Source organism: Pseudomonas sp. RtIB026 (genome assembly GCF_016861355.2).
Classification (GTDB): domain Bacteria; phylum Pseudomonadota; class Gammaproteobacteria; order Pseudomonadales; family Pseudomonadaceae; genus Aquipseudomonas; species Aquipseudomonas peradeniyensis.
Window position 1 is genome coordinate 2777530 of record NZ_AP023348.2, and the last position, 19634, is coordinate 2797163.

General features: G+C 67.6%; 10 protein-coding genes. 3 read left to right on the forward strand and 7 right to left on the reverse strand.

Annotated elements, in window-relative coordinates; translation table 11 throughout:
* Positions 1-16 precede the first annotated feature (16 nt).
* The 3 genes from PRtIB026_RS12620 (at position 17) to glgB (ending at position 7878) form a co-directional block, all read left to right on the forward strand.
* Positions 17-2035: an alpha-1,4-glucan--maltose-1-phosphate maltosyltransferase gene (locus PRtIB026_RS12620; protein ID WP_203647336.1), complete on the forward strand. Its 2019-nt coding sequence runs from the start codon at positions 17-19 to the stop codon at positions 2033-2035.
* A gap of 157 nt (positions 2036-2192) precedes the next feature.
* Positions 2193-5510 carry a maltose alpha-D-glucosyltransferase gene (gene treS / locus PRtIB026_RS12625; protein WP_203647335.1) on the forward strand — a complete coding sequence of 1106 codons (3318 nt, stop codon included), beginning with the start codon at positions 2193-2195 and terminating at the stop codon, positions 5508-5510.
* 157 nt (positions 5511-5667) lie between these two features.
* Positions 5668-7878 carry a 1,4-alpha-glucan branching protein GlgB gene (gene glgB, locus PRtIB026_RS12630; protein ID WP_203647334.1) on the forward strand — a complete coding sequence of 737 codons (2211 nt, stop codon included), beginning with the start codon at positions 5668-5670 and terminating at the stop codon, positions 7876-7878.
* A 149-nt stretch (positions 7879-8027) separates the two neighbouring features.
* Here glgB and PRtIB026_RS12635 read toward each other — a convergent pair whose 3' ends face one another.
* The 7 genes from PRtIB026_RS12635 to treZ all read right to left on the reverse strand — a co-directional run bounded on the left by PRtIB026_RS12635 (position 8028) and on the right by treZ (position 19631).
* A complete protein-coding gene (locus PRtIB026_RS12635; protein WP_267813865.1) occupies positions 8028-9104 on the reverse strand; it encodes an autotransporter outer membrane beta-barrel domain-containing protein in 1077 nt (358 codons plus the stop codon).
* Positions 9105-9424: 320 nt separating this feature from the next.
* Positions 9425-10207: an endonuclease/exonuclease/phosphatase family protein gene (locus PRtIB026_RS12640; protein ID WP_203647332.1), complete on the reverse strand. Its 783-nt coding sequence runs from the start codon at positions 10205-10207 to the stop codon at positions 9425-9427.
* Positions 10208-10505: 298 nt separating this feature from the next.
* The gene (glgX, locus tag PRtIB026_RS12645; RefSeq protein ID WP_203647331.1) at positions 10506-12659 is read right to left on the reverse strand and encodes a glycogen debranching protein GlgX; all 2154 of its coding nucleotides are present in this window, start codon (positions 12657-12659) and stop codon (positions 10506-10508) included.
* A 129-nt stretch (positions 12660-12788) separates the two neighbouring features.
* Positions 12789-13031, reverse strand: coding sequence for a DUF2934 domain-containing protein (locus tag PRtIB026_RS12650; protein WP_203647330.1), 243 nt, complete (start codon positions 13029-13031; stop codon positions 12789-12791).
* Positions 13032-13051: 20 nt separating this feature from the next.
* Entirely contained in the window at positions 13052-15826 is a 2775-nt protein-coding gene (locus PRtIB026_RS12655) for a malto-oligosyltrehalose synthase (RefSeq protein ID WP_203647329.1), read from the reverse strand.
* Positions 15823-17892 (reverse strand): 4-alpha-glucanotransferase, encoded by a 2070-nt coding sequence (malQ, locus tag PRtIB026_RS12660; protein WP_203647328.1) that lies wholly within the window; start codon positions 17890-17892, stop codon positions 15823-15825. Before malQ ends, PRtIB026_RS12655 begins: the two co-directional genes overlap by 4 nt.
* Complete coding sequence (treZ, locus tag PRtIB026_RS12665) at positions 17889-19631, reverse strand: malto-oligosyltrehalose trehalohydrolase (protein ID WP_203647327.1); 1743 nt, start codon at positions 19629-19631, stop codon at positions 17889-17891. The genes malQ and treZ overlap by 4 nt, the downstream gene beginning before the upstream one ends.
* Positions 19632-19634 lie beyond the last annotated feature (3 nt).

Here is a 19634-nt window from a genome sequence, read left to right on the forward strand (position 1 = left end):
CCAGGGGAGCAGGTCGATGTCTGGTAAAGAGCCGTTCGAAAGCGTGCCCATGGCCAACGATCACCCGGACCAGGCCATCAGCCTGTCCCAGGCGCTGCTGGCGCCGCGCATCGTGATCGAGGACCCAAGCCCGGTGCTCGACGGCGGCACCTTCGCCGCCAAGGCGGTGCGCGGGCACAAGGTCGAGGTGACGGCCAAGGTCTACAGCGATGGCCACGACCGCCTGGCGGTGAGCCTGAACTGGCGCCAGGCCCACAGCCGGCGCTGGCACTGCGTGGCGATGCACTCGCCGGGCAACGACCTGTGGCTGGCGGACTTCACCCCCACCGATCTGGGCTTGCACCTGTTCAGCATCGAGGCCTGGATCGACCCTTTCGCCACCTACTGCCACGACCTGGAGAAGAAGTACGCCGCCGGTGTGGACGTGAAACTCGAACTGGAGGAGGGCCGTCTGCTGCTGGGCCAGGGCATCGAGCGCAGCGACGGGCTTTTGCGCGAGCAGCTTGAACGCTTGCAACAGCGCCTGCCGGATTTGCCGGTGGATGAACAGGTGATGTTGCTGCTGCACCCCGACGCGGCCCAGCTGATGGCCGAGGCCGAGCACCGCAGCTACCTCACCCGCAGCCGCGAGTTCCCCCTGGATGTGGACCGCGAGGCGGCGCTGTTCGCCAGCTGGTACGAACTGTTCCCGCGCTCGATCACCGACGATGCCGAACGCCACGGCACCTTCGACGACGTGCACCAGCGCCTGCCGATGATCCGCGACATGGGCTTCGACGTGCTGTACTTCCCGCCGATCCACCCCATCGGCATGAAGCACCGCAAGGGCCGCAACAACGCCTTGCAGGCCGAGCCCGGCGACCCCGGCAGCCCTTACGCCATCGGCAGCCCCGAGGGCGGGCACGACGCCATACACCCACAGCTGGGCAGCCGCGAGGACTTCCGCCGGCTGGTCGCCGCCGCTGCCGAGCATGGGTTGGAGATCGCCCTGGATTTCGCCATCCAGTGCTCCCAGGACCACCCCTGGCTCACGGAGCACCCCGGCTGGTTCAGTTGGCGCCCCGACGGCAGCATCCGTTACGCCGAGAACCCGCCGAAGAAGTACCAGGACATCGTCAACGTCGACTTCTACGCCCCCGAATCGGTGCCGAGCCTGTGGCTGGCCTTGCGCGACGTGGTGGTCGGCTGGGTGGAGGAGGGCGTGAAGACCTTCCGCGTCGACAACCCGCACACCAAGCCGCTGCCGTTCTGGCAATGGCTGATCGCCAATGTGCGCAGCCGGCATCCCGAGGTGATCTTCCTCGCCGAGGCCTTCACCCGCCCGGCGATGATGGCGCGCCTGGGCAAGGTCGGGTACGCCCAGAGCTACACCTACTTCACCTGGCGCAACAGCAAACAGGAGCTGCGCGAATACTTCGAGCAGCTCAACCAGCCGCCGTGGAGCCAGTGCTACCGGCCCAACTTCTTCGTCAACACGCCGGACATCAACCCGTTCTTCCTGCAGACCTCGGGCCGCCCTGGCTTTCTCATCCGCGCCGCGCTGGCAACCCTGGGTTCGGGCCTGTGGGGCATGTATTCGGGCTTCGAGCTGTGCGAGGGCACGCCGCTGCCGGGCAAGGAGGAGTACCTGGATTCGGAGAAATACGAGATTCGCCCGCGCGATTTCACCCAGCCCGGCAACATCGTCGCCGAAATCGCCCAGCTCAACCGCATCCGCCGGCAGAACCGCGCCCTGCAGACTCACCTGGGGGTGGTGTTCCTCAACTGCTGGAACGATCAGATCCTGTATTTCGCCAAGCGCACGCCCGAGCGTGACAACGTCATCCTGGTGGCCATCAGCCTCGATCCGTACAACGCCCAGGAGGCCAGTTTCGAGCTGCCGTTGTGGGAGTTGGGGCTGGACGACAACGCCGACACCCAGGGCGAGGACCTGATGAATGGCCACCGCTGGACCTGGCATGGCAAGACCCAGTGGATGCGCATCGAACCGTGGCACCAGCCGTTTGGTATCTGGCGCATCGAGAAGCTCCGCTAATCCCCTGTAGGAGCGGCCTTGTGCCGCGAAAGGGGCGCGAAGCGGCCCCAGGTTCTTAGCGACATGACAGATTGCTGGGGCTGCTACGCAGCCCTTTCGCGGCACAAGGCCGCTCCTACAGGGAGTGTGCCGAACCGGAAAATGAAAGGAGTCGCACATGGCCAAGCGTTCCCGCCCGGCAGCCTTCATCGACGATCCGCTGTGGTACAAGGACGCGGTGATCTACCAGTTGCACGTGAAATCGTTCTTCGATTCCAACAACGACGGCATCGGCGATTTCGCAGGGCTTATCGGCAAGCTCGACTACATCGCCGAACTTGGCGTCAACACCCTCTGGCTGCTGCCGTTCTACCCCTCGCCCCGGCGCGACGACGGCTACGACATCGCCGAGTACAAGGCCGTGCACCCGGACTACGGCAGCCTCGCCGATGCCAGGCGCTTCATCGCCGAGGCCCACAAGCGCGGCCTGCGGGTGATCACGGAGCTTGTCATCAACCACACCTCCGACCAGCACCCCTGGTTCCAGCGCGCCCGCCACGCCAGGCGCGGCAGCAAGGCCCGGGACTTCTACGTGTGGTCCGACGACGAGCAAAAGTACGACGGCACACGGATCATCTTCCTCGACACCGAGAAGTCCAACTGGACCTGGGACCCGGTCGCCGGCCAGTATTTCTGGCACCGCTTCTACTCGCACCAGCCGGACCTGAACTTCGACAACCCACAGGTGTTGAAAGCGGTGATCGGCGTGATGCGCTATTGGCTCGACATCGGCGTCGACGGCCTGCGCCTGGATGCCATCCCGTACCTGATCGAGCGCGACGGCACCAACAACGAGAACCTCCCCGAAACCCACACCGTGCTCAAGGCCATCCGCGCCGAGATCGACGCCAACTACCCCGACCGCATGCTGCTGGCCGAGGCCAACCAGTGGCCGGAGGACACCCGCCCGTACTTCGGCGAGGGCGACGGCGACGAGTGCCACATGGCCTTCCACTTCCCGCTGATGCCGCGCATGTACATGGCCCTGGCCATGGAGGACCGCTTCCCGATCACCGATATCCTGCGCCAGACCCCGGAGATCCCGACCAATTGCCAATGGGCGATCTTCCTGCGCAACCACGATGAACTGACCCTGGAGATGGTCACCGACCGCGAGCGCGACTACCTGTGGAACTACTACGCCGAGGACCGCCGCGCACGCATCAACCTCGGCATCCGCCGGCGCCTGGCGCCGCTGCTGCAGCGCGACCGGCGGCGCATCGAACTGCTGACCAGCCTGCTGCTGTCGATGCCCGGCACCCCGACCCTGTACTACGGCGACGAGCTGGGCATGGGCGACAACATCTACCTGGGCGATCGCGACGGCGTGCGCACGCCCATGCAATGGTCGCCGGACCGCAACGGCGGTTTCTCCCGGGCCGATCCGCAACGCCTGGTGCTGCCGCCGATCATGGACCCGTTGTACGGCTACCAGACCATCAACGTCGAGGCCCAGGCCCACGACCCGCATTCATTGCTCAACTGGAACCGCCGCCTGCTGGCGGTGCGCAGCCAGCAGAAAGCCTTTGGCCGGGGCAGCATGAAGATGCTGACGCCGAGCAATCGACGGATTCTCGCCTATATCCGCGAATACACCGATGCCGACGGCAACAGCGAGATTGTGCTGTGCGTGGCCAATGTCTCGCGGGCGGCCCAGGCGGCGGAACTGGAGTTGTCGCAGTACGCCGGCAAGGTGCCGGTGGAAATGCTCGGCGGCAGCGCCTTCCCGCCCATCGGCCAGCTGCCGTTCCTGCTGACCCTGCCGCCCTATGGTTTCTACTGGTTCCTGCTGGCCAGCCACGACCGCATGCCGAGCTGGCATGTCCAGCCTGCCGAGGGTCTGCCCGAGCTGACCACCCTGGTGCTACGCAAGCGCATGGAGGAGCTGCTCGAGTCACCATCGCGCGAGACCTTGCAGGCATCCATCCTGCCGCAATACCTGCCCAAGCGCCGCTGGTTTGCCGGCAAGGAAGGGCCCATTGACCAGGTACGCCTGAGCTATGGCGTGCGCTTCGCCACCACGGCGCTGCCGGTGCTGCTCGCCGAGCTGGAGGTGTACAGCGAGGGCGTCGTCACTCACTACCAGTTGCCCTTCGGCCTGCTGCCGGAGGAGCAGATCAACGCGGCGCTGCCTCAGCAACTGGCGCTGTCGCGGGTGCGCCGTGGCCGCCAGGTGGGGCTGATCACCGACGCCTTCGTGCTCGAACCGTTCATTCGCGCCGTGCTCAAGGGCTGCCAGGAGGGCCTGCGCCTGCCCTGCGGCGACGGGGTGGGCGAGCTGCATTTCCATCGCACCGAGGCATTGGCCGCGCTGCTGCTCGATGAGCAGAGCGAGGTGCGCTACCTGGGCGCCGAGCAGTCCAACAGCTCGGTGGTGGTCGGCGGCAGCCTGGTGCTCAAGCTGATCCGCCGGGTGAACCCGGGGGTGCATCCGGAGCTTGAGATGAGCGCCTACCTGACCGCTGCGGGCTTTGCCAATATCTCGCCCCTGCTGGCCTGGGTCAGCCGTGTCGATGACAGTGGCCAGCCCCATCTGCTGATGATCGCCCAGGGCTACCTGAGCAACCAGGGCGATGCCTGGGATTGGACGCAGAACACCCTGGAACGGGCGATTCGCGACCAGATGGAACCGGGTAGCGTCGAACAGGAGGCGCATACCGATGCCCTGGCCGAGCTGACCGGCTTCGCCGCCTTGCTCGGCCAACGCCTGGGCGAGATGCATCTGCTGCTGGCCGCGCCGAGCGACGACAAGGCGTTCCAGTCTCGTCCGAGCGATGCCCAGGACAGCGAGCGCTGGAGCCGGCAGATCAGCGCCGACCTGACCCGTGCCCTCGACCTGCTGGCCCAGCACCGCGACACCCTGGACCGCGACAGCCAGGCCCTGGTCGACGACCTGCAGCAACAGCGTGAAGGCCTGCAGCAGCACGTCGACAACCTCGCCCGGCAGGCCCGGGGCGGCCTGCTGATGCGCGTGCACGGCGACCTGCACCTGGGCCAGGTGCTGGTGGTGCAGGGCGACGCCTACCTGATCGATTTCGAGGGCGAGCCGGCGCGCCCGCTGGACGAGCGCCGGGCGAAACACAGCCCGTACAAGGATGTCAGCGGCGTGCTGCGTTCCTTCGACTATGCTGCTGCGATGATCCTGCGCAGCGCCTCGGCGGTCGACCTGTCCGACGCGGCGCGTCAAGCCCGGCAGCGGGTCGCCCGGCAGTACCTGCACCAGTCGCGTCACGCCTTCGTCGAAGCCTACGGGCTGGCCACCGCCGCCATGCCCCACGCCTGGCAGCATGCCGAGGGCGAGCGCGCCGCGCTGGAGCTGTTCTGCCTGGAGAAGGCCGCCTACGAAATCACCTATGAAGCCGAAAACCGGCCAAGCTGGCTGGCCGTGCCTTTGCATGGTCTGCATGGACTGATCAGTACCTGGGGGGAGGGGTGAGCCATTCCAGGTTGAACACGAATCTCTGTGGGAGCGGGCTTGCCCGCGAACACCGGCAAACCCGGTGCCATGTACCAAGGCGCCTGCTTCGCGGGCAAGCCCGCTCCCACAGGGGCCCGGATGGGCAGCATTGAATAATTTGATAAGGGGCAGTGAGATGAATGCAACCACGCGTGACAACGGCGGCCTTCGGCAACGGGACCTCGACGCCCTGGTCCGCGCCGAGCACGCCGACCCATTTGCCGTGCTGGGTCCCCATGGCGACGGTGCGGGCGGCCTGTTCGTCCGCGCTTTCCTGCCTAATGCCCTGAATGCACGACTGCTGACGCGCCAGGATGGGCAAGTGCTTGCCGAAATGGTGCAGGGCAGCGTGCCGGGGCTGTTCACCGCGCACCTCGATGAGGCACAGGCCTACCTGCTGCAGATCGGCTGGGCCGGCGGCGAGCAGGTGACCGAGGACCCCTACAGCTTCGGCCCGCAACTGGGCGACATGGACATGCATCTGTTCGCCGAAGGCAACCACCGCGACCTGGCCGGGCGCTTCGGCGCCCAGCCCACCGTTGTCGAAGGCGTCGCGGGCGTGTGCTTCTCGGTCTGGGCACCCAATGCCCGGAGAGTGTCGGTGGTCGGCGACTTCAACAACTGGGACGGCCGCCGTCACCCCATGCGCCTGCGCCACGGTGCCGGGGTGTGGGAGCTGTTCGTGCCCAGGCTCGGCGTGGGCGAAACCTACAAGTTCGAAGTACTGGGCGCGGACGGCGTGCTGCCACTCAAGGCCGACCCCCTGGCCCGTGCCACCGAACTGCCGCCGAGCACCGCCTCGAAGGTGGCCGGTGCCCTGGCCCACGACTGGCGCGATGGCCAGTGGATGGAGCAGCGCGCCCAACGGCATGCCTACAGCGCGCCGCTGTCGATCTACGAACTGCACGTCGGCTCCTGGCGCTGCGAGCTGGACGATGCCGGCGAAGTCGCGCGCTTCTACAACTGGCGCGAGCTGGCCGAGCGCCTGGTGCCCTACGTGCAGGAGCTGGGCTTCACCCATATCGAACTGATGCCGATCATGGAACACCCCTTCGGCGGCTCCTGGGGCTACCAGCCGCTGTCGCTGTTCGCGCCGACCTCGCGCTATGGCAGCGCCGAGGACTTCGCCTTCTTCGTCGATGCCTGCCACCAGGGCGGCATCGGCGTGCTCCTCGACTGGGTGCCGGCGCATTTCCCCACCGACGAGCATGGCCTGGCGCGCTTCGACGGCACCGCGCTGTACGAGTACGACAACCCGCTGGAAGGCTTCCACCAGGACTGGAACACGCTGATCTACAACCTCGGTCGCAACGAGGTGCGCGGCTTCATGCTGGCCTCGGCGCTGCACTGGCTCAAGCACTTCCACATTGACGGCCTGCGCGTGGACGCGGTGGCCTCGATGCTCTACCGCGACTACTCGCGCAAGGCCGGCGAATGGGTGCCCAACCGCCACGGCGGGCGCGAAAACCTCGAGGCCATCGATTTCATCCGTCACCTCAACGGCGTCGCCGCCCACGAAGCGCCGGGCGCGCTGATCATTGCCGAGGAGTCCACCGCCTGGCCCGGCGTCAGCCAGCCGGTGCAGCAGGGCGGGCTGGGCTTCGCCTACAAGTGGAACATGGGCTGGATGCACGACACCCTGCACTACATCCAGAACGACCCGGTGCACCGCACCTACCACCACAACGAGATGAGCTTCGGGCTGATCTACGCCTATTCCGAGCATTTCATCCTGCCGATCTCCCACGACGAAGTGGTCCACGGCAAGCATTCGCTGATCGACAAGATGCCCGGCGATCGCTGGCAGAAGTTCGCCAACCTGCGGGCGTACCTGGCGTTCATGTGGACCCACCCGGGCAAGAAGCTGCTGTTCATGGGCTGCGAGTTCGGCCAGTGGCGCGAGTGGAACCATGACCAGCAACTGGACTGGTACCTGCTGCAGTACTCCGAGCACCAGGGCGTGCAGAAACTGGTGGCCGACCTCAACCGTCTGTACCGCGAACTGCCGGCGCTGCACGAGCAGGACTGCCAGGCCCAGGGCTTCCAGTGGCTGATTGGCGACGACGCGCATAACAGCGTGTACGCCTGGTTGCGCTGGAGCAGTCAGGGCGAGCCACTGCTGGTGGTGGCCAACTTCACTCCGGTGCCGCGGGAGGGTTACCGCATTGGCGTGCCGTTTGGCGAGCACTGGCAAGAATTGCTCAATAGCGATGCCGAGCTGTATGCCGGGTCGAATGTGGGGAATCTGGGGGCGGTAGCCAGCGAAGCGATCGCCAGCCATGGCCAGCCATTGTCGCTGGCGCTGAACCTGCCGCCGTTGGGGGTGTTGGTGATGAAGCCGGCCTGATGGTTTCCTCTCTCCCTGTAGGAGCGGCCTTGTGCCGCGAAAGGGCTGCAAAGCAGCCCCGGCGATTGATGCATCAACGCTGAAATCCTGGGGCCGCTTTGCGGCCCTTTCGCGACACAAGGCCGCTCCTACAGGAGTGCGGTGGTCGTCTACCAACGCATCCTGACCCCAAGGCTGCCAATCAACCCGTTCAGGTCATTGTCATCCACATCGGAGCTGTAGTCGGCACTGACGAACAGCGCCACGTTCGGCGTCACCCGCGCCACCAGGCCCAAGCCCAGTTCCACCGTGGCGGCGCTGCGCGAGCTGGAGATCTTGTCGACCTGGTCCAGCTTCACCGGGGCGGCGTTGCTGAAGTCGTACCAGACGTTGGTGCGCACATAGGGTTCGATGGGCATGCCGCGCACTTCGTAGCGCGCCGACAGCTTGGCACCGACCCGGCCGCTCCAGCTGGGCTGGCTGTCGAAGGCCTGCAGGGTTTCCTCCTGCACCTGGCTACCGGGGAAGAACTGCTGGTTGATCAACTGCGCCTGGGGCTCGATCACCCAGCCGGCGCCCAGGCCGATGGGGTAGCCGCCTTCCACCGAGAAGGTCATCGCGTGGCCGCTGTCGTCGAGCCGCTGGCCGGCCTGGGAGCGGCCATTGACGTCGATGCGCGTGCCCATGGCCACGGCGTCCACGTGCCAGCCCTGCTCGTGGGTCATGCTCCAGTACACGCCCAGGCTCTCGCCGCTGAGGTTGACCGCGTCGCGCTGCTTGTCGCCCAGCAGCGGGCGCATGCCGTTGAAGGTGCTCTGCAGGTTGTTGTGGCCGACGAAGATCCCCGCGCGGTGCACGTTGCCGCCACTGGTTTCACGCACGAACAAGTCCGGTCCGATCATCATCTGCTGGCTGGGCGCCTCCACCTGCGCCGGCGGCTGGGCGCCCGGGCGCGGCGCGCCGGGGAAGAACTGCGCCCACTGGCTGGCGATATGGTCGCTGTCGGGCTGGCCATGACGTTCACCCATGCGCTCGGAGAAGGCGCTGAGCAGGCCCTGGTTGAGGCCGCTGACGCTGACCGGATCGAGCGACAATCGCGGCACCTCGGGCTGCGCCAGGACGGGGGCGAAGGGTTCGCCCTCCTGCGATTCGAAGGCGAAGGTTTCCACCGGGGTTGCCAAGAGCAGCGACGTGGAAACCGCACAGAAAAAAGCGTCGAAGCGCGAGGGATTCGAGGTGCTTTTCATGGCGGATCTCCTGTTGATGTATGAGTGAACAGCCCAAGACCTGGCCTGATGTCACGAGCTGTACGACAAGAACAGGGGGCGACAGGTACCAGCGCACCAGCCTTCTGCAGAGCGCACGAGGGCGCGCGCTAGAGGCCCGGCACGAGTTTTTACGTCTGGTGATTACTGTTCAGCTAAGGAGAGGACGGCGCTTGCGTCAAGAAAGCGTGAAAGGATCGCAAAATGCCTGTTTGACTGTTCAACCTGTTGAATTTTCGAAAATTTGAAAGACGCATATCGATAATGGTGATTTGCCGCCCTGCGGCTATGCCGAATCGTTGCTACAACCGCACTTCTACCGCCAGCGGCAGATGGTCGGAGAGGTGGGTCCAGGGCTTGTTGCCAAGGATTCTCGGTGCGTGGCTATCGGCGTTGCGCAGGTAGATGCGGTCCAGGCGCAGCAGCGGCAGGCGCGCGGGGTAGGTGCGGGCCAACAGGCCGTGATGGCGCTCGAAGGCCTCGTGCAGACCGTGCTGCAGCCCCAGGGTGTGGTTACCGCGCAGCTGCCAGTCGTTGAAGTCGCCGGCGATGATCACCGGGGCGTCGGCGGGCAGGGCGTCGAGCAGCCGGCGCAGCAGGTGCAGCTGTTGCTGGCGGTGGCGCTCGAGCAACGACAGGTGCACGCAGATGGCATGCACCTGGCGCTGCCCGGGCAGGTCCAGCACGCAGTGCAGCAGGCCGCGGCGCTCGGGGCCAGTGATCGACACGTCGAGGTTGCGGTGCTCGATGATCGGGTACTTGGACAGCAGCGCGTTGCCGTGGTGGCCGTCGGGGTAGACCGCGTTGCGGCCGTAGGCGAAGTCGCTCCACATGCTGTCGGCGAGGAATTCGTACTGCGAGGTCCGTGGCCAGCCGGGGTAGCGCGCGGCATGGCGGTCGTGACTGCCGAGCACTTCCTGGAGGAACACGATGTCGGCCTCGGTGCTGCGCACCGCCTCGCGCAGCTCCGGCAGGATGAAGCGCCGGTTGAAGGCGGTGAAGCCCTTGTGGGTGTTGACCGTCAGCACCTTGACCCGATGCACGGCCGGGGCCTGGTTGACGTTGGCGAAACCTGGACTGCTCACGACGGCTCCTGCTGGTAAGTCACGTTGTGGGAGCGGGCTTTGTGGGTCCCAGCCCTTTCAAGTGTTGATAATTGGCGTCCGGCTTGGACTTGCCGGGGTCGCTTTGCGACCCTTTCGCGGCACAAGGCCGCTCCTACAGGGTACGCGGTCGCCTGTAGGAGCGGCCTCGCCGAGGCGTCGGACCGGCCGGAAAGGGCTGCAAAGCAGCCCCGGCAATCCTGAACTGGACTGGTCATCCCCAAAAATCGCAAAAACCTTGAAAGTCATGAGTGTAGGACCGAAAAGGCCCATTGCAGGTTCACTCCTCCTCCCGCTGCAGCACCAGCAACAGCAACGACCGTCCCTTGACCTCGAACACCGTGTCGAACGCCAGGTGCTGCGGTTTGCGCAGCTCGGGCCGGTCGGTGTCCACCAGGCAGCTCCAGTAGTCGCCCTCCGGCACCGCCGGCAGGGTGAACGGCACTACGTCGTGGTAGGCGTTGACGATCAGCAGCATGGTCGCCTCGGCGCCCGGCCGGGCGATGCCGCTGACCTGGGCGCGGCCGTCCATCAGCATGCCCAGGCAGCGCCCGTGCGGGTCCTCCCACTGCTCGACGGTCATCTCGCTGGCGTCCGGGGCCAGCCAGGTGACGTCCTTGACCCCGATCGCCTCGTTGTAGTCGCCGACCAGAAAGCGCGAGCGGCGCAGGATCGGGTAGGCCAGGCGCAGGCGGGTCAGGCGCCTGACGAAGGCCATCAGCGCCTTGCCATCCTCATCCAGGTCCCAGTTCACCCAGCCGATCTCGCTGTCCTGGCAGTAGGCGTTGTTGTTGCCGTGCTGGGTGCGGCTGAACTCGTCGCCGGCGACGATCATCGGCGTGCCCTGGGCCAGCAGCAAGGTGGCGAAGTAGTTGCGCATCTGGCGCATGCGCAGGGCATTGATCGCCGGGTCGTCGGTGGGGCCTTCGACGCCGCAGTTCCACGACAGGTTGTTGTTGGTGCCGTCCTGGTTGTTCTCGTCGTTGTCCTCGTTGTGCTTGTCGTTGTACGACACCAGGTCGCGCAGGGTGAAACCGTCATGGGCGGTGACGAAGTTGACTGAGGCATAGGGGCGCCGGCCACGGTTGTTGAACAGGTCGCCCGAGGCGGTGATGCGCGAGGCGAAGTCGGCGAGCATGCCTTCGTCGCCCTTCCAGAAGCTGCGCACGGTGTCGCGGAAGCGATCGTTCCACTCGGCCCAGCCGGGGGCGAAGTTGCCCACCTGGTAGCCGCCCGGGCCGCAGTCCCAAGGTTCGGCGATCAGCTTGGTCTGGCTGAGCATCGGGTCCTGGCGGCAGGCGACGAGAAAACCGTGACGCTCGCTGTAGCCGTCGTGATAGCGGCCGAGAATGGTCGCCAGGTCGAAGCGAAAGCCGTCCACGTGCATCTCGCCGGCCCAGTAGCGCAGCGAATCGGTGACCAGTTGCAGCACCCGGGGGTGGCTCAGGTCGAGGGTGTTGCCGGTGCCCGAATCATTGATGTAGAAACGCCGGTCGTCGGGCATCAGGCGGTAGTACGAGGCGTTGTCGATGCCGCGCATCGACAGGGTCGGGCCGCGTTCGTTGCCCTCGGCGGTGTGGTTGTAGACCACGTCGAGGATCACCTCGAGCCCGGCGTCGTGCAGGTGCGCGACCATTTCCTTGAACTCGGCGATCTTGCCGCTGGCCAGGTAGCGCGGATGGGGCGCGAAGAAGGCGATGCTGTTGTAGCCCCAGTAGTTGTTCAGGCCCTTGTCCAGCAGGTGCTGGTCGTTGACGAAGGCGTGGATCGGCAGCAGTTCGATGCTCGACACGCCGAGTTCCTTGATATGCGCCAGCAGCTCGTCGTTGGCAAGCCCCGCGAAGGTGCCGCGCAGGTGCTCAGGCACCGCCGGATGGCGCATGCTGATGCCGCGGGTGTGAGCCTCGTAGATGATCGTGCGCTCCCAGGGGATCGACACGCGCTGGTCGCGGCCCCAGGTGAAAGCCGGGTCGATGACCTTGCACTTGGGCACGAACGGCGCGCTGTCGCGCTCGTCGAACGACAGGTCGGCGTCGGGGTGGCCGATGGTATAGCCGAACAGCGCCTCGGACCATTGCAGCGTGCCGACCAGCTGCTTGGCGTAGGGGTCGATCAGCAGTTTGTTGGGGTTGAAACGGTGGCCGTTCTCGGGCTCGTAGGGGCCGTGCACACGGTAGCCGTAGACCAGGCCCGGGTGGGCGTCGGGCAGGTAGCCGTGGTAGATCTCGTCGGTGTACTCGGGCAGCTCGATGCGCTCGATTTCCTCCTCGCCGCTGGGATCGAACAGGCACAGCTCGACCTTGGTGGCGTTGGCCGAGAACAGCGCGAAGTTGACCCCCAGGCCGTCCCAGGTGGCGCCGAGCGGAAAGGGCAGGCCTTCGCGGATGCGCGACGGGGCGACGGAGCGGGTCTTCTTCGGGGTGCGGGGGCTCATGGCGGTCCTCATGGTCCGGGGCGTTGCCTGGGTGTCAATGCGGGCCTCTTCGCGGGTAAACCCGCTCCCACAGGTGCATGCAACTCCCCTGTGGGAGCGGGTTTACCCGCGAAGAGGCCAGTGGAGTAATCAGCCGGCAGCGGGCTTTTTCACCGCCCGCGGTTTCTTGGCTGCCACCGGTTTCTCCACCGGCGCCGCTACCTTCGGCTTGGCCGCCGCCTTCTTGCGAGGCGCGGCCTTTGGCGCCAATGCCTCGGCCTCGGCCAGCTTGCGCGCCATCTGCCAATGACGGTCCTCCTGGCCCGCCGGCTTACCCTCCGACTCCCAGATCTGATACGCAAACTCGCGAATACGCTTTTCTTCGACACTCATCTCGACGCTCCTGAATGCAGTTAGGCATGTTCAATCAACAGGTTGACTGGAAACTCCATCAGCACGGCGCTCAACATCAGCTCCCTTGAAGGGGTGACAGCACCGCCGCCGAAAAGTCCCGAGCAGTTGGCAGGCGACAAGGCAAACGGCAGGACAAGCCGGGTATCGTCCCAGTTCTGTGCCGGGATCAACGGGGTGGCGGCCGGGCCCAGCAGGGTGCTGGCCAGCCGCGGTACGACGATGATGGCGCGGGCGTCCTCGCTCAGGCGGGCGAAGGCCAGCACCTTGTCGGCATGGCGCCCGCGCACGGCAAGCGGCAGGTAGGCGCCACGCTGGAACAGTTCGGGGTGGGCCTGGCGGGCGTCCAGCACCCGGGCCACCAGGGCTTGCTTGAGGCGGCCGTCGCGCCAGTGGGCGAGCAGCTCGGCCAGGGGCGTGGCATCGTCCAGGCTGGCGCGTCTTGCAGGGTAGTCCACCGGGCGGCGGTTGTCCGGGTCGACCAGCGACAGGTCCCAGTACTCGTTGCCCTGGTACAGGTCCGGCACGCCGGGCGTGGTCATGCGCAGCAGGCATTGCGCCAGGCCGTTCAGGGCGCCGGGGCAGGCCAGGCGGCGCGCCGCTTCGTGCAGGGACTGGCGCAGTTGCTGGTTCTCGTCGTCCAGCAGCAGGCCGTCGACATAGGCTGCGCAGGCCTGCTCGTAGCGTTCGTTCGGCGCGGCCCAGCTGCTGCGCAGCTTGGCTTCGCGCAGGGCCTTGCGCTGCCATTGGCGGATGCGTTCGGCATAGGCGCGCAGGGCCGCCGGATCCTGCAGGTCGAGGGTCAGCGGCCAGCTGCCGAGCAGGGTCTGCAACAGCAGCAGTTCGTCGCTGGGGCTGGGGGCCTCGCCATCGTCCAGTGCCTCGCGCAGCGGCGCGGCCAGTTCGCGCCAGTGCTCGACACGGCTGGCCAGCCAGGGGCCGTGTTCGCTGAGCACGGCCAGGCGCGCCCGGCAGTCCTCGCCGCGCTTGTGATCGTGGGTGGCGGTGGCCAGCAGGTTGTCGGGAAAATCGCGCAGGCGGCGCTGGGCTTCGTTGTGGAACCAGGTCGGCGCGGCGCTGAAACGCTCGGCGTCGAAGCCCACGTCGTTGCGCGACAGCAGGCGGGCCGAGCGATAGAACGCGGTGTCCTCGACGGCCTTGGCGGCGCTGGGCGCGGTCAGTTGCTGGAAGCGCACGCAGGCATGGCGCAGGTGCTTGCGCGGTCGGCCCGGCGGCAGGCGGCGCCACGGTTGACCACCGAGCCAGCGCTCGAGCTGCTCGAGCAGCGGCCAGTCGGCTTCGCCCAGCGACTGGCGCGCCCCGGCCAGCGCCTGCTGGAAGAACGCCTCGTCCTCGGCGGGGCGGCCACAGGCGTTGATATAGGTGCGATACACCGGGTAGTGCTCGACCAGCGCCTGCAGCGCCCGGCGAATGGCGCCGAGGGTGAGGTCGCGGGTCATCAGGTCGTCGCGGGCCACCTGCAGCAGGGCCTGGGCCACCGACTCGCAGTCGCCGGCCAGGCTGGCGTTGAGCACCAGGTGGCGGGCGCTGCGCACCTCCTCGGTGAATTCAGGTCGCTCGCTGACGGCGCTCCACAGCTCGCCCAGCGGCCCCTCGCCAGCGGGATCGTGCTGCAGCAGCGACACCTGGTTCATGAACTCGTAGCCGGTGGTGCCGTCGGTGAGCCAGTCACGGTGCAGGTGTTCGTCGGCGCCGAGGATCTTCTCCACATAGATCGGGAAGTGTGCCAGCGCGGCATCCAGTGGCCGTCGCGCCAGCAAGCGGTCGACCCGGCGGCGCAGGTTGCGGCAGTAGCGGCGCGGGTCGGCCAGGCCGTCGATATGGTCGATGCGCAGGCCGTCCACCAGGCCGCGTTCGATCAGCTCGAACAGCTTGGCATGGGTGGCCTCGAACACCACCGCGCGCTCCACGCGCAGGCCGCCGAGTTCGTTGATGTCGAAGAAGCGCCGCCAGTTGATGTCGTCGGCGGCGGTGCGCCAGCTGGCCAGGCGGTAGGTCTGGCGTTCCAGCAGCAGGTGAAGGCGCTTGAAGCCGGCCTCGGTGCGGCTGTCGAAGGCGTCGAGGGCAGGTTGCAGGTTCGCGCCGGCAGCGCTCAGGCGGGTCAGTTCGCGGTGCAGGGGCAGGGCCTCGGCCAGCGGGTCGCCGGACTCGCCGAGGGCACTGAAGTGCGCGGCCAGTGCCTGCAGGCGCGGATCCTCGGCCTGACCAAGGATCCGCCCGTAGTCCAGCGGGCAGATCGGGAAGCGATGTTCATGGTGGGTCACCTCGAAACGCCCCTGTGGCGCGTCGAAGGTCAGTGGGATTTCGCCGCTCTTCAGAGCCGCGCCGTAGTCGCTGCCAAGGAACGGCAGCAACAGCTGCCCGGCCAGCAACGGATCACTGGAATGCCACTGGATATCGAAGAATTCCGCATAGGGGCTGCGCCGGCCCCAGGCCAGCAGGCTCTGCCACCAGGGATTGTCGGCGCCGCCCACGGCCATGTGGTTGGACACGGTGTCGAGGATCAGCCCCATGCCGTGCTGGCGCAGGGCGGCCACCAGACGTTCGAGCGCCGCTTCGCCGCCAAGCTCCGGGTTGACCCGGGTCGGGTCGACCACGTCGTAGCCATGCCGGGAGCCGGCGCGGGCGGTGAGGATCGGCGAAGCGTACAGATGGCTGACGCCTAGCCGGGCGAAGTAGGGCACCAGCGGCACCGCGTCATCCAGGGTGAAGTCGCTGTGCAGCTGCAGGCGCAGGGTGGCGGTCAACGGTTTCATCGATCACGCTCCCAGGCCTGTTCGCGGGCCTGGGCCAGCAGCTCCAGGCGGCGGGCGGCGTCCTCGTCGTCGAGCAGGTCGCGTACCGGCGCCTGGAAGCGCCGGCGCCAGTTGGGGTGGCCTTCGGTGGTGCCGGGTAGGTTGGCCTGCTCGTCGCAGCCCAGCAGGTCCTCCAGCGGCACCAGCACCAGCGGCGCGCGGGTATGGCCAATGTAGCGGATCGCCGCGTCGATCAGCGCGTCGTCGCCGCGCAGTGGCCCGTAGTTCTGCTCCAGGGTGCGGCGCAGGCCGTCGCGCTCCACGGCCCGGGTGTGGCGCCAGTGCAGTTCGGTGGCGGCGTCGATCAGTTGCAGGCGATGGTTCCAGTCGATGTCGCGACCCACCAGCCATCCGGCCAGGGGCGCCAGATCATGGGTGCCGGTGGTGGCCAGGGCGTTGTCCGGCCAGTCGAGGATCGGCTTGAACTGCCCGGGCGCGGCCTGCTCGAACGGCAGCACGCGCATGCCCAGCACGGCCTTGTCGGCCAGGCGTTCGCGCAGGCCCTCGGGCACGGTGCCCAGGTCCTCGCCGAGGATGATCGCCTGGTGCCGCGCCGATTCCAGCGCCAGCAGGCGCAGCAGGTCGTCCAGCGGATAGTCCAGGTAGGCGCCTTCGCTGGGTGTGGCTCCACGGGGGATCAGCCACAGCCGGCGCAGGCCCATCACATGGTCGATGCGCAGGCCGCCGGCATGGGCCAGGTTGGCCCGCAGCATCTCGATGAAGGCGCGGTAGCCGTTGCGCTTGAGGCCCTCGGGGGAGAAGGCGCAGATGCCCCAGTCCTGGCCGGAGCGGTTGAGGATGTCCGGCGGTGCGCCGACCTTGAGCTCGGCCAGCAGTTCGTCCTGGCGGCTCCAAGCCTGGCTGCCGGCGCCGTCGGCCCCCACCGCCAGGTCGGCGATCAGGCCCACCGCCATGCCGTTGCCGCGCGCCGCGTCCTGGGCCCGTTGCAGGCTGCGCTCGGTCAGCCACTGGCAGAAGGCATGGAACTCGACCCGCGCCGGGTAGGCGTTGGCGAAGGCCTCGACCTCGGGGTGGTAGGGATCGTGCCAGGCCTTGGGCCAGCGGCGCCAGTCGGCGCCCAGGCCGGTACTGACCGCCTCGGCCTGCAGCACTTCGAAGCGGCAATGGTGCTCCAGTTGCTCGCCGGCGCTGGCGCGGAAACTGTCGAAATCCTGGCGAAGCGGATGCTCGCCCTGGCTGAACTGCCGGTAGAGCGTCTCGAGCAGGCGCAGGCGGGCGTCGGCGGCCCGTGGCCAGTCCACCAGGGCCTGTTGTTCCAGCGTGTCGAGTGTCGCCTGCAGGTCGCAGGCCTCGATGGCCATGCGCACCTCGCGCTCGCCAAAGACGACACCGGGGCTGGCGTAGAGCACGTTGCGCAGCAGCCGGCTGGAGGGCGAGTAGGGGCTGAAGTGGCGCTGGTCGAATGCCGACAGGGTGTGGATCGGGCTGATCGCCAGGGCATCGGCGCCGCGCTCGGCGGCGTTGCGCGCCAGTTGCTCCAGGGCCAGGCAGTCGCCGTAGCCGCCATCGCCTGGGCGGCGCAGGCTGTACAGCTGCGCCGCGATGCCCCAGCAGCGCGGCGGTTGCTGCTCGACGCGGTCCTCCAGGGCATGGCAGCGCGGCGGTGCCACGGCCACGCTGAAGCTGCGCCCATCGATGTCCACGCGGTGGTAGCCCAGCGGCAGCTCGCCCGGCAGGCGCGCCTGGGCGTCCAGGGCCAGGTTGCGCTGGCTGCCGTCCTCCAGGGTGCAGTGCGCCTGGCGGTCGGCGCTGAAATAGCGTTGCAGGTCCAGGGGCTGGCCGACATCGACGGTCAGCAGCGGCGGCAGGTGTTCGCTGTCCTCGGCCTGCTCGACGGCGCGCAGGCTGGCGGCGATGGCGGCGGCATCGTCGGCCGGGTGGCCGAGGCCTGCGAGCACCCGGCGCAATACCTCGTCGCTGACCTGCTGCGGGCGGTTGTTGGCGTCGATCCAGTCGCGGGCCAGGCCGACCCGCGCGGCCAGGCGATGGAGGGGCTGTTCGCTCATGGCGTCTCCTGGTCGGGGGGCAGCAGGCTGACCACGCAGCTGTGCGCGGCAAGGGTCGAGTCGGGGTGGGCGTTGTCGCTGCTGTCGTACAGGCGCCGTTGCAGGGCGGGCAGCGCGACCGGCTGGGGCTGGGCGGCGAGGTTGAGGTCGATGCGCAGCTCGCAGCCGTTGCCCAGGCGCCAGCGGGCGGTCAGCGCCTGGTCGCCGAGCACCTCGGCGCCGAGGGCGCGGGTGCCGGGCAGGTGCGCGATGACATGGCGCCGGCGCAGGTCGAGCAGTTGCTGGTACAGGCCGTGCCAGCCGGCCAGCACGTCCTGGTGCCGGGGCCGGGACGAGGCGAAGGTCGCCTCGGCATTCGGGTCGGGGATCTGTTCGCGCTTGTGCGGATCGGCAAAGGCGTCGAAATGAGCGAACTCGCCGCGCCGTCCCTCACGCACGGCGTCGGCCAGCTCATCATGAAAATCGGTGAAGAACAGGAACGGCTCGCGGCTGCCGTCGTCGTCACCCATGAACAGCAGCGGGATCATCGGTGCCAGCAGCAACAGCGCGGTGGCAGCGCGCAGGGCCGGCGGCGGGCAGAGGCGGGTAAGGCGTTCGCCCAGGGCGCGGTTGCCGACCTGGTCGTGGTTCTGCAAAAACAGCACGAAGGCGCTCGGTGGCAAGTGGCCGCTGGGCTCGCCCCGAGGTGTGCCGTGGCGGTCGGGCTGGCCCTGGAACACGAAGCCTTCGGCCAGGCAGCGGGCCAGCTGGTCGATCGGCCGCTCCTTGTAGTCGGCGTAGTAGCCTTCGGTCTCGCCGGTCAGCAGCACATGCAGGGCGTTGTGGCCGTCGTCGTTCCACTGCGCGTCGAAGCCCTGTTGCAGCAGCGCGGCCTGGTTGTGCTCGTTTTCCAGCACCAGCCACACCTGCCGCCCGGGCTCGACGGCGGCGCGCACCCGCTGTGCCAGCTCAACGAGAAAGTCCGGTTGGTCGATGGCGTGCACCGCGTCCAGGCGCAGGCCGTCACAGCGGTAGTCGCACAGCCACATCAGCGCGTTCTGGATGAAATACTCGCGCACCTCGGCGCGGCGAAAATCGATGGCCGCGCCCCAGGGCGTCTGCCGGTCCTCGCGGAAAAACGGGCTGGCGTAGCGGTGCAGGTAATTGCCGTCGGGGCCGAAGTGGTTGTAGACCACGTCCACCAGCACCATCAGGCCGTGGCCGTGGGCCTGGTCGACCAGGCCGCACAGCGCCTGCGGCGTGCCGTAGCTGTGCTGCGGGGCGAACGGCAGCACGCCGTCGTAGCCCCAGTTGCGCGCGCCGGGGAACTGCCCCAGGGGCATCAGCTCGATGGCGCTGATGCCCAGCTCGGCCAGGCGCGGCAGCACCTTGGCCACGCCGTCGTAGCCGCCGAGCAGGCCCACGTGCAGCTCCTGGATCACCGCCTCGTGCCAGGGCCGGCCCTGCCACGGGTGCCGCCACGGATAAGCGCCGACATCCACCAGCGCGCTGGGGCCGTGCACGCCCTCGGGCTGATAGCGCGACGCCGGGTCGGGCACCTGCAGCTCATCGTCGATGCAATAGTGGTAGTGCTCGCCCGCCTGGCAGGGGCCGACACCGGTGTACCAGCCATCGCCGTCGGGCCGCAGCGCCAGGGGCGGCCGCTGCCCGATCGCCACGCTCACGCTGCGCGCATCCGGCGCCCAGAGGGCGAAGCGCGCCGACGTGGCGTCCATCAACTGTGCGCCATGCTTGTGCATCGC

Excerpts from the sequence above, each read along its gene's own strand:
- PRtIB026_RS12620 (WP_203647336.1), top strand. The coding sequence starts at position 17 with ATGTCTGGTAAAGAGCCGTTCGAAAGCGTGCCCATGGCCAACGATCAC.
- treS (WP_203647335.1), top strand. The coding sequence starts at position 2,193 with ATGGCCAAGCGTTCCCGCCCGGCAGCCTTCATCGACGATCCGCTGTGG.
- glgB (WP_203647334.1), top strand. The coding sequence starts at position 5,668 with ATGAATGCAACCACGCGTGACAACGGCGGCCTTCGGCAACGGGACCTC.
- PRtIB026_RS12635 (WP_267813865.1), bottom strand. The coding sequence starts at position 9,104 with ATGAAAAGCACCTCGAATCCCTCGCGCTTCGACGCTTTTTTCTGTGCG.
- glgX (WP_203647331.1), bottom strand. The coding sequence starts at position 12,659 with ATGAGCCCCCGCACCCCGAAGAAGACCCGCTCCGTCGCCCCGTCGCGC.
- PRtIB026_RS12650 (WP_203647330.1), bottom strand. The coding sequence starts at position 13,031 with ATGAGTGTCGAAGAAAAGCGTATTCGCGAGTTTGCGTATCAGATCTGG.
- PRtIB026_RS12655 (WP_203647329.1), bottom strand. The coding sequence starts at position 15,826 with ATGAAACCGTTGACCGCCACCCTGCGCCTGCAGCTGCACAGCGACTTC.
- malQ (WP_203647328.1), bottom strand. The coding sequence starts at position 17,892 with ATGAGCGAACAGCCCCTCCATCGCCTGGCCGCGCGGGTCGGCCTGGCC.
- treZ (WP_203647327.1), bottom strand. The coding sequence starts at position 19,631 with ATGCACAAGCATGGCGCACAGTTGATGGACGCCACGTCGGCGCGCTTC.